We start from the raw sequence: 15,628 nt of genomic DNA on the forward strand, positions 1-15,628 counted from the left end.
TGCACGACTCGAACGTGCAACCTCCTGCCGATCTAAGAAATTTTCGACCGGGCGACGCTCGAGGTCTGCATCGCCCTTTCAGGCCTCGCGAGCGCGGGCCCGCCTCAGCCCTTGAGCACGCCCGCCATCATTCCCTTGACGATCCGCTCCTGCCCGATCGCATAGGCCGCCAGCAAGGGCAGCGAGGTGAGCGTCGCCACCGCGAGCATCGCGGGGATGTTCGACGAGAACTCGCCCTGGTAGTCCCACAGCGCCAACGGCAGGGTGCGCATGCCGGGCGAACTGGTGAGCACGTAGGCGAAGATGAATTCGGTCCACAGGTGGATGCCGTTGTAGATCGCCACCGTGGCGATGCCGGGGCCGGACAGCGGCAGGAAGATCTGCCCGAAGATCGCGAACGGACCGCTGCCGTCGATCTCGGCGGCCTCCTCGAGTTCGCGCGGGATCTGGCGCATGAACTCGGTCAGGATGACGATCGACACCGGCAGGCTGGTGGCGACGTAGGGACCGATCAGCGCGAACAGCGTGTCGTAGAGGCCGAGGTTGCGCGTCATCAGATAGACCGGCACCAGCGTGACGTGCAGCGGCACCACCATCGCCGCGACGATCAGCCCGAGCAGCGCATGGTTGAAGCGAAACCGCAGGCGCGCGAGCGCATAGGCCGCCATCGTCGACGCCGCGATCACCAGCAGCACCGAGGCGCCGACCACCAGCAGGCTGTTTCGCAGATAGCCCGCATAGCCGCCGCGCAGCACCGACAGGTAGTGGCTCCAGTCGAAGCGCTCGGGCCACGCCCAGAGGCTGCCCGAGAACATGTCCTGTTGCGACTTGAGGCTGGTCAGCAGCATGAAGGCGATCGGCAGCAGCGTGACCGCGAGCCAGGCCAGGGCCAGCAGCCAGACCAGGCCGCGTGTCGGGGCACGAGAGCGAGCGAGCATCGATGTCACACCGGGGTCGCGAAGCGCCGCGTCAGGCGCAGGCCGAGCGCGGCGATCAAGGTCACGACCAGGAACATGGCCGAGGCGATGGTGCTGCCGTAGCCGAGCCGGTAGGACGAGAACACGGTGCGGTACATGTAGGTCGCCATCAATTCCGAGGCGCCTTCGGGGCCGCCGCCGGTCATCACATAGACCAGGTCGAAGTAGCGCAGCGAGCCGATCACGGCGAGCATCGCGGCGACGCGGAGGGTGCCGCGCAGCCAGGGCAGCTGGATCGTCCAGAACACCTTGGCCGGGCGCGCGCCGTCGAGGCGCGCGGCCTCGGCGAGTTCGCGCGGAAACGAGGCCAGGCCGGCCATGAACAGGATCATGTGGAACGGGATGTTCTGCCAGCAGACCACGAGCGCCACGGACAGCAGGGCCAGGCGCGTGTCGCCGAGCCAGTCCTGCGCCAGCCATGGCAGGTCGATGGCCTGCAGCAGCGCGTTGAGCGGGCCGAAGTTGGGATCGAGGATGTTCTTGAAGACCACGCCCAGCGCGACGCTGGAGAACAGCAGCGGCAGGAAGTAGAGGATCTTCAGCCACTGCGAACCACGGCCCGCGCGCTCGAGCAGCAGGGCCAGCGCGAGCGCGATGGGCAACTGGATCAGCACCGAGAGCAATGCGAGCAGCAGGTTGTTGCGCAGCGCGTGCCGGAACTGCGTGTCGTGCAGCAGTTCGGCCCAGTTGCCGAGGCCGACGAAGACGCGGCCTGCGCCCAGGCCGTTCCACTCGAACAGCGAGAGACGGAAGCTGTCGACGAGCGGATAGACCAGGAACACGAGCATCAGCAGCACGGCCGGCGCCAGGAACACCACCGGCGCGAGCCGCCGCGCCAGCGCGGTGCGGCGCCGCGGCGTCGGTGCGAGGACGGTGACGCGCGAATTCACGATGAAGGCTCCTGGCCGGTCACGGGCCGGTGCTCAGCGCGGCATCCGCGCCGCCAGCGCCTCCATTTTGAGCGCGGCCTGCTCGGGGGTCATCGAAAGACCGAACAGCGCCTGCACCGTGTCCTTGTGCAACTCGGCGAGCTGCGGCGGCAGTTCCTGGTCGTACCACAGCTGCACCGACGGCGCGCTCACCACCGTGCTCATCAACCGCTGCAGCAGCGGATCGGCGACCTTCAGCCCCTTGACCGGCACCATGCGGCTGTTGGCCAGCCGGGCCCGCACGGCTTCGTCGTCGACCATGGTCTTGATCAGCGCGTACGCGGCCTCGGGCGACTTGCAGGCGCTGGAGATGCTGTAGAAGTTGGTGCCGATCGAACCGATGACGGCATCGCTCGCGCCCTTGCCGTTCGGCACGGTGGGAAAGGGAAAGAAGTCGACCTTCTTGCGGAACGCCGGGTTCTCGTTCTGCATGTTGCCGAGCTCCCAACTGCCCATCAGCGTCATCGCGGCCTTGCCCGCATAGAGCAGCCGGCGCGAGGCGCCGGTGTCGTGGTCGAGCCCGTTGAAGCCCGGCGCGAAGGCACCCGCCTTCACCAGCTCCTGCAGGTAGCGGCCGGCCTCGACGAAGGCCGGCGCGGCAAAGCCCTCCCCGCCCGTGCGCGCCGCCGCCTTGCGAAAGGTGTCGGGGCCGCCGATGCGGTCGACCAGGTACATGAAGTACATCGAGCCGGGCCACTTCGACTTGTTGGCCAGCGCGAAGGGCGCGATGCCCAGCCCCTTGAGCGTACCGACCAGCGCCATCAGCTCGGGCCAGGTGCGCGGCGGCTTCAGCCCGTGGCGGCGAAAGAGCTCGGCGTTGTAGAAGACGACGGCCGCGGAGGTCTCCTCGCCGGGCAGGCCGTAGACCTTGCCGTCGAAGGTGGTGGCGTCGAAGGCCCGCGGAAGAAAGCGCGCGCGGAAGGCCTCGTCCCGCGCCAGGTAGGGCGAGAGATCGAGCACCTGCCCGGCCTTCACGTACTCGCGCAGCAGGCCACCGCCCCAGTTGGCGAACACGCACGGCGGCTGGTTGGCGCCGAAGGCGATCTTGAGCTTGACCTTGTAGGCCTCGTTGGCGATCGGCGAGCGCTGCACCGTGTAGCCGGCATGGCTGCTCTCGAAGCGCTTGCCGGCGTCCTGCAGCACCCGCGAGACGCCAGGCTGGGTCTGGATGTCCCAGGCCGTGATGACCGGCGCGCCCTGCGCCGCGACGTAGCCGAAGATGCAACCAGCGGAGATGGCCCAGCCGCCGGCGACAGACCGAGGTTTCATTGCCTTGCCCACTCCTGAAGAAGATCGAGACGTCATAACGATATTGTTAACGTTAATTATCTCAATGCTGGGAAATACCATGTAATCTATAGCGAAACCGTGAATAACGTTACAGAAGAACGTTACCTGAACGTTATGATGCTCCCAGTACAACGCTTCACTTCCAGCACATGGCGCGGACCCACATCACCTTGGCCGACATCGCGGCGGCAGCCGGCGTGTCGGTCATGACCGCTTCGCGGGCCGTCAACAACCAGCCCGGCGTTTCCTCCCAGACCCGCGACGCTCTGCTGAAAGTCGCTTCCGAACTCGGCTACGAGGGTCACCGGGCCGCCCCCAAGTCCGGTGGGCGCCCCCGCCTCATCGGACTGATCGCCACGCGCCTGAATCATCCCTTCGTCGGCGACATCGTCGCCAGCGTGGTCGAAACGGCGGCCGCCGCCGGCATCGAGGTGCTGGTCTATTCGCGCGGCCCGAACGAGCGGCCGCCCTCCGCCGAGGTGCTGCAGTTGCTGCGCCAGTCCACCGAGGGGCTGGTGGCGCTGCTGCCGTACCGGCTCGACCCGATGGCCGAGATGGCGGCGGAGCGCTTCCCGGTGGTGATGATCGACAGCCCCGGCGAGCCGGGCGAGCTGCCCTGCGTCGCGTCCGACAGCTACGGCGGCGCGCGCGCCGCGATGAAGCACTTGGCCGAACTCGGGCACCGCCGCATTGCCTTCGTCGCCGGCGCCGAGAAGTTCGAGTCCGCGCTCGAGCGGCGCCGCGCCTACGACGACGCGATCGCGGTGCACGGACTGGAGCGCGACCCGGCGCTGGTGGTGCCCGGCGAGTACGACTTCGAGGGCGGCCGCAACGCGGCACGCCAGCTGCTCGCGCTGCCTCGACGTCCCAGCGCCGTCTTCGCCGCCAACGACCTCAGCGCCTTCGGCCTGATGGGCGTGTTCCAGGAGCATGGGCTGCGGATCCCCGAGGACGTCTCGGTGGTGGGCTTCGACGACGTCGCCGCCGCGGCCCAGGTGCACCCCGCGCTCACGACCGTGCGCCAGCCGCTGGCCGACATGGGCCGTGCCGCGGTCAGCACGCTGCTGGCGCAGATCGCCGGCGTCGGCGCCGGCACCACGCGCGTCACGCTGCCCGCCGAACTGATCGTGCGCCGCTCCACCGCGGCGCCGGCACGCTGAGAGAGAAGGAATCCCGCATGAGCTCGCCGACACCGACCGCCACGCATCCGCACTACGACCGCCTGATCGCCACCGCGCGCGGCCTGCCGCCGCTGCGCGTGGCGGTGGTGCATCCGGCCAATGCCGTGTCGCTCGAGGCCGCGCTCGCCTCGGCCGCGCTGGGCCTGATCGCGCCCACGCTGGTGGGCCCGCGCGCGAAGATCGAAGCGGCGGCGCGCGAGATCGGCATCGACCTCTCGGGCATTGCCATCGTCGATGCGCCGCACAGCCATGCCGCGGCCGACGCGGCCGTGGCGATGGCCCTGCGCGGCGAGGTCGATGCATTGATGAAGGGCAGCCTGCACACCGACGAGCTGATGGGCGCGGTGGTACGCCGCGAAGGCGGCCTGCGCACCTCGCGGCGCATCAGCCATTGCTTCGTGATGGACGTGCCCGGCCATGCGCAGCCGCTGGTCATCTCCGACGCGGCGATCAACATCGCGCCCACGCTCGAGGAGAAGGTCGACATCGTGCAGAACGCGATCGACCTCGCGCATGCGCTGCTGATGCCGGCCGTGCGCGTGGCCATCCTGTCGGCCACCGAAACGGTCAACGCCAAGGTGCCCTCCACGCTCGACACGGCCGTGCTCTGCAAGATGGCCGACCGCGGCCAGATCACGGGCGCGCAGCTCGACGGCCCGCTCGCGATGGACAACGCGATCGACGCCGAGGCCGCGCGCATCAAGGGCATCGTCTCGCCCGTGGCGGGCCGCGCCAACGTGCTGATCGTGCCCGACCTCGATGCCGGCAACATGCTCGCGAAGAGCCTCACCTTCCTCGGCGGTGCCTATGCGGCCGGCATCGTGCTCGGCACCAGGGTGCCGGTGATCCTCACGAGCCGCGCCGATTCGGAAGCGGCGCGGCTGGCCTCGTGCGCCGTCGCGTCGATGCTCGCGAAGGCGGGGCGCGACCGGCTCATCAAGGCCGTGGGTTAGCCTTCGGCCCATGACCATCGCGCCCGAATCGCCCGACCAGCCCGAGGTGATCGCCCTGATCGCCGAGCTCGATGCCTACCAGGACACGCTCTATCCGCCGGAGAGCCGGCACCTGCTCGACCTCGCGTCGTTGAAGCGATCCAACGTGCTGTTCTTCGTCGCACGTGATGACACGCGGCGGGCCATCGGTTGCGGCGCGGTGGTGCTCGGCGCCGCGCAGGGCGAGATCAAGCGCATGTACGTCGCGCCCGAGTTCCGGGGCCGGGGCATCGCGCGCCGGCTGCTCCAGGCACTGGAGTCCGCATCCATCGCCGCGGGCTGCCAGCTGCTCCAGCTCGAAACAGGCCCCTTCCAGCCCGAGGCCATCGCCCTCTATGCATCGCTCGGCTACGAGCGGCGCGGTCCCTTCGGCAGCTACGCCGACGACCCGCTCAGCGTCTTCATGCAGAAGACGCTCCACGCGTAGACACTCAAGCACGTTCCCATCGCTCGCGCTTGTACCGAGTTGCTGTTGTCGCGCCAGCGTCAGCACAGCATCTCGGTACAAGCGTGCGCGCACCCGCGTTCCTACGATGCCGACTCACTCAACAACCAGGTGTGGAGACATGAAACGTCAGGACAGAGGTACGGGGATGAAGTGGCTCATGGCCTTCGCATTGAGCGCGGGCCTGGTGGCATGCGGCGGCGGTGGTGGTGGCGGCAGCGGATTCATTCCGCTGCCACCGCCCTCGGGCGACGGCGGCAATCCACCGCCACCCGCGGTGGATGCGAACGCCTACGCCGATCCGATCCAGACCGCCTCGGGCAAGGTGTCGGGCAGCACGGTCGGCGAAGGCGACACGCAGGTGCACCAGTACAAGGGCATCCGCTACGGCGCGCCGCCGGTCGGCAACCTGCGCTGGAAACCGCCGCAGCCGCCGGCCGCGTGGGACGGCGTGTATGCCGCCAACAGCTACAGCAAGATGGCGCCGCAGCCCTTCCCCGCCTCGCCCGTGTACGACGCCGTGCCCGAGTCGGGCATGGGCGAGGACGTGCTGCGCCTCAACATCACGACGCCCGCGAAGAAGAAAGGCGAGAAGTTGCCGGTGATGGTGCTGTTCCATGGTGGCGGCCTCACCACCGGCTCGGTGAACCGCGCGAGCGACAACCTGCCGAACCTGCCCAACCACGGCGTGGTGTCGGTCACGGTACAGCACCGCATCGGCGCGCTCGGCTACATGGCGCATCCGGCGCTCACGGCCGAGTCGACCCACAAGTCCTCGGGCAACTACGGCCAGCTCGACCTGATCGCGGCGCTCGAGTGGGTGCAGGCGAACATCGAGGGCTTCGGTGGCGATCCGGGCAACGTCACCATCTGGGGCCACTCGGGCGGCGGCATGAAGACCAACTGGCTCGTGGCCTCGCCGCTGGCCAAGGGGCTGTTCCACCGCGCCATCGCCGAAGCCGGCTGGACCACCGCCGGCACGCCGCTCGCGCAGACCGAGCAGTACGGCGTGAAGCTGATGGCCAAGGTGGGCGCGGCCGACATCGACGCGCTGCGCAAGAAGCCGTGGCAGGACATCGTCGCCGCCTCGTTCGCGAGCGGCAGCGGCTACACCACGGCCTTCACGGTCGACGACTGGTCGCTGCCCGACACCATCGGCAACCTGATCCTCGACAACAAGCACAGCGACGTGCCCTTCATGGTGGGCAACGGCGGCGCCGAGATCACGGCCGCCAACCCGCTGCGCGGCAACTTCCTCAAGCAGATGGTGAAGGTGCAGAAGTCACCGATCTACACCTACATCTTCACGCACGTGCCGGTGAACTGGGCCAATGCGGGCGTGGCGGCCTACCACGGGCTCGAGGTGTCCTACCAGTACGGCTCGCTCGCCACGGTCGGGCGCATCTACGGCACCTCGCTGCTGCCCGCGAGCCCCGACATTCCGGCCGACCCGGGCGTGAGCGATCGCGACCACAAGCTCAGCGACGAGGTGATGAGCATGTGGACCCGCTTCGCCACCACGGGCGATCCCAACGTCGCCAAGGTCGGCGTGACCTGGCCGAAGTACGACGATGCCGACCAGTACCTCGACATCGGCATTCCCTCGATCGTGAAGACCGGCTTCTCGACCGTGACGACGAAGCAGATGCCGCGCTGAACGCGCCGCCATGAAGAAGACAGCCGCCGCGGGTTTCGCCCCGCGGCGGCTTTTTGGGTGGGCGCGTTCAGGAGAAGAACTTCACCGACTCGCGATCGCGCGAGTACGACGGGCTCTGCCCGTACCAGTGCCGGTAGAAGTGCGAGAGATGCGCCGAGTCGCTCAGGCCCGCCTCGTGCGCGATGTCGGTGAGCGAGCGGCCCGAGTACAGGAGCTTGCACACGCGCACCTGCTTGCGCCAGGCCTGGTAGGCACGGAACGACAGCCCGAGCGAATCGGAGATCAGGTGCGACATGCGGTGCGGCGACAGCTCGAAGGCACGCGCGAGTTCGACCAGCGTGGCCTCGGGCGCCTCGTCGAGGTAGCGCAGCACCTCGAGCACGCGCGTGTCGATGCGCTGCGCGCGCGGCAGCTGCTCGACCGCCGTCGTGACCAGGTCGTGGAAGATCTCCTCGGCCTGCGCGGGCTTGCGCGCGCCCTCGTGCATGCCGGCGAGGAAGCCGTCGAAGAGCCTGAAGGCCTTGCGCTCGAGCACGTGCGCGCCCGGCGGCACGATGCTGCTGAAGGCGCTGAAGAACGGCGACGAGGGCGGCAGGTTGATGCTCACCAGGCCCGCGTTCGACATGCTCAGCGTGCGCAACGTCTGCGGCGCCACCGCGATCGCGCCGCCCACGAACTGACCGCGCGGCGTGCGCAGCGTGAGCGGCGTGCCGTCGACGGAGAACAGCAGCACCGCGTGGGGTCTGGAGGTGGCGGGGAAGTCGTCCTTGCGCGAGGCGTAGACGTAGGAATTCGCACTGAAGAAATACAGGTGGTCGGTCATCGGAGGGGGCAACCTGTCGTTCGGAATGCAACGCGTGTTTTTGCATCACCACCCGGCATCCGGCCAGCGTGCTAACCCTAGCGCCTGCATGCGTGCGCGCCGCCGTCCGACAGGCGGCCCGCGCGTGGCATTGCAACTTGAAGTCGTTCCAGGCATCTTCGAAAGGAAGCGACCATGAGAATCGAACAGGCCAGAAACGACGAGCGCGACAACAAGCGGGTGTTCCGCTGGGCCATTGGCGCGGTGATCGTGGTGCTGCTGCTGGTGGCGGGCTACAACGTCATGTCGCATCGCCGCAATGACGCCGCGACTGCGGGCTCGCAGGGCATGACGCAGCCCGCGCCGAGTTCGCAAGCCGCGAGCCCGGGCGGCGGCGGCACGGCGGGCGTGGGCGGCGTCACCGGCAATGGTGGTGGCGGCGGCCAGAGCCAGACCGGCACACAGTAAGCAGTCGCCGCGGCTACGACACGACCTGGTAGTACAGGTTCTGCGGATGCCGCGCCTGCGCGAAGAAGAACCAGCGCTCGGCCAGCAAGCCCGGCGCCTGCACCAGCACCGCGAGCAGCCAGGGGAGCGCGGCCGCGCTCGCGAGGCCCCAGGCCAGCAGCAGCGCGGGCAGCGCGAAGGCCAGCAGCAGGAAGCCCAGCTTGACCTGGCGCAGCGCGAGCTGCGAGGCGCCATGGAAGAACTCGCGCGTATTGAACGAGCCCGCCGACATGCCCATCGACTTCTGCACCAGCTTGTGCGTGCGGATGCCCGTGGCCGACTGCAGGGTGGAGCGTGGGCGCAGCCGCGCATTGCGGCGCAGGCTGAACGCACGCACGGCCCAGGCCACGAGCGTGAGGGCCAGCGCCCATGGGCCGAAGGCCTGCACGAAGCGCACCTCGCCGGCCCCTGCCGCGAGCGCGCAGGCCAGCACCAGGCCCGACGACAACCCGATCAGCATGAAGTTGGCGATGGTCAGCGGATGCGCCCATTCCTGGATGAAGCGCAGGCAGGCGTAGATCATCGCGGTGCAGTACCAGAGTGCGACGGCGCCCCCCAGCACGAGCACGGGCAGCAGCACCGACCAGGGCGCCACGACCTCGAGCCGCAGCGCGAGCCACCACAGCGCGACCAGCGCGATGAAGGCCGGCAGCACGATCACCTCGCGCGACATCCACGAGGTGCGCCACATCAGCACCGCGCGCCAGGCGCGCGTCTTGCGGCCCAGGTGCATGAACGAGGCCGCGAGGCCCGCGACCAGCAGCACTTCGGCCAGCGCCAGCGCGCTGCCGAGGAAGCCCGGCGACAGCCCGAGGCCGAACAGCACGGCCAGCGCGAGCGCGGCCACCAGGCCCTGCGCGGCGCCGGCCAGCGTGGTGAAGAAGAGGATCGAGAAGGCGGGATGCATGCGCGCTACTCCGGCGTGCCCTGCGCGGGCGCGGCCATGTTGCGGCGCGGCAGGTAGCGGTTGGCGGGGTTGGTCTCCCACTCGGGCATCAGCGCATAGCCGCCGCGCTCGCGGATCGCGCGCGAGACCTCGGAGTCGGGGTCCTTCACGTCGCCGAACAGGCGCGCGCCGGTGGGGCAGGCCTTCACGCAGGCGGGCTTGCGGTCTTCCTTGGGCAACTGCTCGTCGTAGATGCGGTCGACGCACAGCGTGCACTTGGTCATGACCTGGCGTTCCTCGTCGAGCTCGCGCGCGCCGTAGGGACAGGCCCAGGCGCAGTACTTGCAGCCGATGCACTTGTCGTAGTCGACCAGCACGATGCCGTCCTCCTTGCGCTTGTAGCTCGCGCCGGTCGGACAGACGGGCACGCAGGGCGGGTCCTCGCAGTGCAGGCAGCTCTTGGGGAAGTGCACGGTGTCGGTATTCGGGAACGAACCGGCCTCGTAGGTCTGCACGCGATTGAAGAAGGTGCCCGTGGGGTTGGCGCCATAGGGCTCGAAATCCGCGAGCGGGCCCGCGCTGCCCGAGGTGTTCCACTGCTTGCACGAGGTCACGCAGGCATGGCAGCCGACGCAGACGTTGAGGTCGATGACGAGGGCGAGCTGCTTGGCGAGGGTTTCGCCGGGCTCGGCGCGCACGGTATGTCCCCCTCCCCCAGAGGGGGAGGGAGAAAGGCACCGGCAGCTTCCGCCACGGGCTGGGGCTGCGATGCGCTCGCCAGCAAGTCCTTCAACCACTGCATCATTTCCGCCCCCTCCCCGCAAAGTACGTCAACACCTGCGCCGCCTTGCCCAGCACCCCGGGCGCGCTCGGCATGCTCGCGAACTGCGGATAGCTCTCCTCGGGTTCGCCGGGCTCCGCCGGCCGGATGCGCACGCGCACGTCGTACCAGCCGGCCTGCCCCGTGATCGGATCCGAATTGCTGATGCGCCCGCTGGCCGTGCCCGCGCACGGCAGCTCCTCGCTGATCAGGTGGTTGAGCAGGAAGCCCTTGCGCGCCTCGTCGGCGCCCGGCGCGAGCTGCCATGCGCCATCGGCCTTGCCGATCGCATTCCAGGTCCACACGGTGCCGGGCTCGACCGCCTCGCTGTAGCGCAGCATGCAGCGCACCTTGCCCCACTGGCTCTCGACCCAGCACCAGCCGCCATCGGCAATGCCCGCCGCTTCGGCCGTCACGGGATTCACGTGCAGGTAGTTGTGGCTGTGGATCTGCCGCAGCCACGCGTTCTGCGAATCCCACGAGTGGTACATCGCCATCGGCCGCTGCGTGAGCGCATTGAGCGGATAGGCCGCGGTGTCGGTCGCGGCCTCCTCGAGCGGCGCATACCAGAAGGGCAGCGGATCGAAGTAGGTGGCGATGCGCTCGCGCAGGCCCTCGGGCGGCTGGCGGCCCGCGCTCTTGCCCTGCGCGGCGAGGCGGAAGCTCTGCAGCGTGTCGGAGTACAGCGCGAGCTGCACCGGGTCGTTGCGCTGGCGCCAGCCCTTGTCCTTCGCGAAGTCGAGGTACTCGCGATTCCAGTTGCGCATGTAGTGCATGGTCTCGGGCATGTGGTACTGGAACACGCAGTTGTTCTGCGCATAGGCCTCCCACTGCTTGGGATTGGGCTCGCCGCGCAGGTGCTCGGTGCCGTCCTTGCCGCGCCAGCCCATCAGAAAGCCGATGCCCGGCTGCGGCTGGAAGTTGACGACGAAGTCGGGATAGTCGGCGTACTTGCGGCCACCCTCGGCCGTGGTGAAGGCCGGAAACTTCAGCCGCGAGGCCAGCTCGATCAGCACCTCCTGGAAGGGCTTGCATTGCCCCGTGGGCGGCACCACCGGGATGCGCACCGAATCGACCGGCCCGTCGAACTCCGAGATCGGCCGGTCGAGCATGCTCATCGCATCGTGGCGCTCGAGGTAGGTGGTGTCGGGCAGCACCAGGTCGGCGAAGGCCACGGTCTCGCTCTGGAAGGCATCGCACACCACCAGGAACGGGATCATGTACTCGCCCTGCTCGTCCTTGCGATTGAGCATCTCGCGCACGGCCATCGTGTTCATGCTCGAGTTCCACGCCATGTTGGCCATGAAGATCAGCAAGGTGTCGATGCGGTAGGGATCGCCCTTCACCGCGTTGGTGATGACGTTGTGCATCAGCCCGTGGGCCGACAGCGGATGCTCCCACGAGAAGGCATGGTCGATGCGGATCGGCGAGCCGTCGGGGTTGATCGCGAGCTCGTCGGGGCTGGCCGGGAAGCCCAGCGGCGCCGCATTGAGCGGCGTGTTGGGCTGGATCATGCCGGGGTCGTTGAAGGCCCGGTAGTTGGGCACGATGTGGCGCGGATACGGCGCCTTGTGGCGAAAGCCACCGGGCGCGTCGATGGTGCCGAGCACGCTCATCAGGATCGCGAGCGCGCGCACGGTCTGGAAGCCGTTCGAATGCGCGGCCAGCCCGCGCATCGCATGAAAGGCCACGGGCCGCGCCTGTGTCGTCTCGTGCCGCTTGCCCCAGGCATCGGTCCAGGCGATCGGCAGTTCGAAGGCCTGGCGCAGCGCGGTCTCGCCCATCTCGCGCGCCAGTTGGCGGATGCGCGCGGCATCGATGCCGGTGATGGCCTGCGCCCATTCGGGTGTGCAGCTGGCCACGCGCTCGCGCAGCAGCTGGAACGAGGGCGCGACGCGCGTGCCGTCGGCCAGCGTGTAGTGGCCCTCGAGCGCGGGATCGCAGCCATCGGCGATGCCTTCGGGATACGCGGGCTTCACCGTGCCGCTGGCCTTGTCCCACACCAGCTTGTTGTGCGGGTGGCGGCCATCGCCCGGCGGACCGCGCTCGGGGTCGAAGGCGAACAGGCCCTCGCGCTCGCCCTCGTCGAGCACCACCAGCTGCGGCGCGTTGGTGAAGCGCTGGAGGAAGGCATGGTCGATCAGCTCGCTCGCGATCAGCTCGTGCAGCAGCGCCATCAGCAGCGCGCCGTCGGTGCCGGGCTTGATCGGGATCCATTCGTCGGCGATCGCCGAATAGCCGGTGCGCACCGGGTTGATCGAGATGAAGCGCCCGCCATCGCGCTTGAACTTGCTGATGGCGATCTTCATCGGGTTGCTGTGGTGGTCCTCGGCGGTGCCGATCATCACGAACAGCTTGGCGCGCTCGAGGTCGGGGCCGCCGAACTCCCAGAAGCTGCCGCCGATGGTGTAGATCATGCCCGCGGCCATGTTGACCGAGCAGAAGCCACCATGCGCCGCGTAGTTGGGCGTGCCGAACTGGCGCGCGAACAGGCCGGTGAGCGCCTGCATCTGGTCGCGGCCGGTGAACAGCGCGAACTTCTTCGGATCGGTGGCGCGGATCTTCGCGAGCCGCTCGGTCAGGATCTCGAAGGCGCGGTCCCAGCCGATCGGCTCGAACTCGCCGGCGCCGCGTTCGCTGCCGGGCTTGCGCAGCAGCGGCTGCGTGAGCCGCGCGGGCGACACCTGCTTCATGATCCCCGAGGAACCCTTGGCGCAGATCACGCCCTTGTTGAGCGGGTGGTCGGGGTTGCCGTCGATGTAGCGCACCTCGGGCCCGTGCTCGCCCTCGCGCAGGTGCACGCGGATGCCGCAGCGGCAGGCGCACATGTAGCAGGTGGTGGTCTTGACCTCGGTCCGGTCGGTGGGCGTGGGCGCCGCCAGCGGATCGTGCACGGGCTCGCGGGACAGGAAACTGAACACTGGCGGTCCTTTGTTTTCAAGCGTGGCCGGCCGATGGTAGGCAGCATCGATCGAACGGAAAAGCGCAGAATATTGCTCACGATGACCGGAAAATCAGATCAGCAGAATTCGACCCGCCTGCGCCTCAACCTGCGCCAGCTCGAGGTCTTCGTGGCCACCGCGCGCGGCGGCAGCACGCGTGCCGCGGCCGACCGCATCGCGCGTTCGCAGTCGGCCGCCAGCAGCGCGCTGGCCGACCTCGAGGGCTCGGTCGGCGCGCTGCTGTTCGACCGCATCGGCCGCCGGCTGGTGCTCAACGAGAACGGCCGCGCGCTGCTGCCCAAGGCCCAGGCGCTGCTCGACCAGGCCGCGGAGGTGCAGGCCCTGTTCAGCGGCGAGCATGCGGCGCCGCTGCGCGTGGCAGCCAGCTTCACCATCGGCGAATACCTGCTGCCCGAGCGCGTGTCGGCCTGGACCGCGCTGCATCCGCAGAGCCAGGTGCACCTGCACATCGCCAACACGCGCGACGTGATCGACGCGGTGGCGGGCTTCGACGTCGACGTCGGCTTCATCGAGGGCCCGCAGACACACCCCGACCTCGTGGTGCGCGCCTGGCGCACCGACGAACTCGTGATCGTGGCCGCGCCCGGCCATGCGCTGGCCGACCGGGTCGCCACGCACCGGCAGCTGTCGCAGGCCACCTGGGTGCTGCGCGAGCATGGCTCGGGCACGCGCCAGGTCACCGACGCCTGGCTGATCCAGAACCTCGAGCAGGTGCAGGTGGGTTTCGAGCTCGGCAGCACCGAGGCCATCAAGCGCGTGGTGGCCTCGGGCACGGGGCTGGCGTGCCTTTCGCGCTACACGGTGGCGCAGGCGCTGGAAGACGGGCACCTGATCGAGCTGCGCACGAAGCTGCCCGCGGGCACGCGGCGGCTCGCGACCGTGATGCACCGCGACAAGCTGCTGGGCCGCGCGACCGCGGACTTCCTGCGCCATTGCGGCGCGAGCGTGCCGCGCGGGGCGGTGGCGCCGCTGCCGGGTTAGGCGAGCACGCGCGCCGTGTGGCGCGCGATCACCGCTTCCTCGTCGGTGCGCAGCACCCACGCACTGATGCGACTGCTGCCGGTCGAGATCCGCGCCTGCCCACCGCCATTGGCAGCGGCATCGAGTTCCACGCCCATCCACGCGCAGTCCTCGAGCACCCGCGCGCGCAGGCCGGCACCGTTCTCGCCGATGCCGCCCGTGAACACGATCGCATCGACGCCGCGCAGGGCCGCAGCGAGGCTGCCCATGTGCTGCACCACCTGCTCGACGAAATGGTCGATGGCCTCGGCGGCCGCGGGTTCGTCCGATGCTTCGAGCGCGCGCATGTCGCTCGACACGCCCGAAAGCCCGAGCAGCCCCGATTCGCGGAACAACAGCTTCTCGACCGCATCGGCCGACATGCCGCGCGAGCGCATCAGGTAGAGCACCACGGCCGCATCGAGCCGGCCGCAGCGCGTGCCCATCGTGAGGCCGTCGAGCGGCGAGAAGCTCATGGTGGTGGCGACCGAGCGCCCCTGCGCGATGGCGCACATGGAGGCGCCGTTGCCCAGGTGCGCGACGATCACGCGGCCGTTCGCGACCTCGGGCGCCTGCCGCGCGAGCTGGTGCGCGATCGATTCGTACGAGAGCCCGTGGAAGCCGTAGCGTCGCACGCCCGCGTCGTGCAGGTCGCGCGGCAGCGCGAAGCGGCGGTTGAGTTCGGGCTGCACCGCGTGGAAGGCGGTGTCGAAGCAGGCCACCTGCGGCACGCCGGCGAAGGCCTGCATCGCGGCGCGTACGCCCGCGAGGTTGTGCGACTGGTGCAGCGGCGCGAGCGGCTCGAGCGCGGCCAGGTCATGGAGCACGGCGTCGTCGATGCGCACCGGCGCCACGAAGTCCATGCCGCCATGCACGATGCGGTGGCCCACGCCCGCGATGCGGCCGGCGCCACCCTGTTGCGCATGCCAGTCGAGCAGCGCGGCCAGCGCGCCGCGGTGCGAGCGCGCATCGCCCTCGAGCTTCGCGTCGTGCAGGGTGCGGCCCTGCGCATCGCGGATGCGCAGCCGTGCATCGAGGCCCGCGCCCAGGCCATCGGCCTGGCCCGACCAGTGCGCGGCGGGCAGGTCGCCGTCGGCACCGGCCGCGTCGAACAACGCGACCTTGATCGACGACGAGCCCGCGTTGAGCGTGAGCAGCTGGTCGGTCATGCGCGGCGCCG

At 69.2% G+C, this 15,628-nt stretch carries 14 protein-coding genes; 6 read left to right on the forward strand and 8 right to left on the reverse strand.

The genetic code is table 11. The features are described from left to right. Positions 1–104: 104 nt before the first annotated feature. The 3 genes from INQ48_23325 to INQ48_23335 all read right to left on the reverse strand — a co-directional run bounded on the left by INQ48_23325 (position 105) and on the right by INQ48_23335 (position 3,175). Complete coding sequence (locus INQ48_23325; protein ID QRF56267.1) at positions 105–938, reverse strand: carbohydrate ABC transporter permease; 834 nt, start codon at positions 936–938, stop codon at positions 105–107. A gap of 5 nt (positions 939–943) precedes the next feature. Then, positions 944–1,765: a sugar ABC transporter permease gene (locus INQ48_23330; protein ID QRF60857.1), complete on the reverse strand. Its 822-nt coding sequence runs from the start codon at positions 1,763–1,765 to the stop codon at positions 944–946. Positions 1,766–1,900: 135 nt separating this feature from the next. After that, on the reverse strand, positions 1,901–3,175 hold the full coding sequence (locus INQ48_23335) for an extracellular solute-binding protein (protein ID QRF56268.1): 1,275 nt from the start codon (positions 3,173–3,175) through the stop codon (positions 1,901–1,903). Between the two features lie 170 nt (positions 3,176–3,345). On the opposite strand from INQ48_23335, the gene INQ48_23340 reads away from it, so the two are divergent. The 4 genes from INQ48_23340 (at position 3,346) to INQ48_23355 (ending at position 7,471) form a co-directional block, all read left to right on the forward strand. After that, positions 3,346–4,356, forward strand: coding sequence for a LacI family DNA-binding transcriptional regulator (locus INQ48_23340; GenBank protein QRF56269.1), 1,011 nt, complete (start codon positions 3,346–3,348; stop codon positions 4,354–4,356). Positions 4,357–4,373: 17 nt separating this feature from the next. Beyond that, on the forward strand, positions 4,374–5,330 hold the full coding sequence (locus INQ48_23345) for a phosphate acetyltransferase (protein ID QRF56270.1): 957 nt from the start codon (positions 4,374–4,376) through the stop codon (positions 5,328–5,330). A gap of 10 nt (positions 5,331–5,340) precedes the next feature. After that, positions 5,341–5,796: a GNAT family N-acetyltransferase gene (locus INQ48_23350; protein QRF56271.1), complete on the forward strand. Its 456-nt coding sequence runs from the start codon at positions 5,341–5,343 to the stop codon at positions 5,794–5,796. 178 nt (positions 5,797–5,974) lie between these two features. Continuing rightward, complete coding sequence (locus INQ48_23355) at positions 5,975–7,471, forward strand: carboxylesterase family protein (protein ID QRF56272.1); 1,497 nt, start codon at positions 5,975–5,977, stop codon at positions 7,469–7,471. A 67-nt stretch (positions 7,472–7,538) separates the two neighbouring features. Here INQ48_23355 and INQ48_23360 read toward each other — a convergent pair whose 3' ends face one another. After that, the gene (locus INQ48_23360) at positions 7,539–8,294 is read right to left on the reverse strand and encodes a helix-turn-helix transcriptional regulator (protein ID QRF56273.1); all 756 of its coding nucleotides are present in this window, start codon (positions 8,292–8,294) and stop codon (positions 7,539–7,541) included. Positions 8,295–8,468: 174 nt separating this feature from the next. Here INQ48_23360 and INQ48_23365 point away from each other — a divergent pair, with 174 nt between their 5' ends. After that, positions 8,469–8,741 carry a hypothetical protein gene (locus tag INQ48_23365; protein ID QRF56274.1) on the forward strand — a complete coding sequence of 91 codons (273 nt, stop codon included), beginning with the start codon at positions 8,469–8,471 and terminating at the stop codon, positions 8,739–8,741. Positions 8,742–8,754: 13 nt separating this feature from the next. Here the strand turns inward: INQ48_23365 and INQ48_23370 are convergent, their stop codons facing one another. From INQ48_23370 to INQ48_23380, 3 genes are all read right to left on the reverse strand, one after another. Then, on the reverse strand, positions 8,755–9,687 hold the full coding sequence (locus INQ48_23370) for a dimethyl sulfoxide reductase anchor subunit (GenBank protein ID QRF56275.1): 933 nt from the start codon (positions 9,685–9,687) through the stop codon (positions 8,755–8,757). Positions 9,688–9,692: 5 nt separating this feature from the next. Beyond that, complete coding sequence (locus INQ48_23375; protein ID QRF56276.1) at positions 9,693–10,364, reverse strand: 4Fe-4S dicluster domain-containing protein; 672 nt, start codon at positions 10,362–10,364, stop codon at positions 9,693–9,695. Between the two features lie 103 nt (positions 10,365–10,467). After that, the gene (locus INQ48_23380; GenBank protein ID QRF60858.1) at positions 10,468–13,380 is read right to left on the reverse strand and encodes a molybdopterin oxidoreductase family protein; all 2,913 of its coding nucleotides are present in this window, start codon (positions 13,378–13,380) and stop codon (positions 10,468–10,470) included. 108 nt (positions 13,381–13,488) lie between these two features. On the opposite strand from INQ48_23380, the gene INQ48_23385 reads away from it, so the two are divergent. Then, on the forward strand, positions 13,489–14,430 hold the full coding sequence (locus INQ48_23385; protein QRF56277.1) for a LysR family transcriptional regulator: 942 nt from the start codon (positions 13,489–13,491) through the stop codon (positions 14,428–14,430). Here the strand turns inward: INQ48_23385 and INQ48_23390 are convergent. Further along, entirely contained in the window at positions 14,427–15,617 is a 1,191-nt protein-coding gene (locus INQ48_23390; GenBank protein ID QRF56278.1) for an acetate/propionate family kinase, read from the reverse strand. The two genes, INQ48_23385 and INQ48_23390, sit on opposite strands and share 4 nt — an antisense overlap. Positions 15,618–15,628: the final 11 nt, after the last annotated feature.

Origin of the sequence: Variovorax paradoxus (genome assembly GCA_016806145.1) — a bacterium.
Classification (GTDB): domain Bacteria; phylum Pseudomonadota; class Gammaproteobacteria; order Burkholderiales; family Burkholderiaceae_C; genus Variovorax.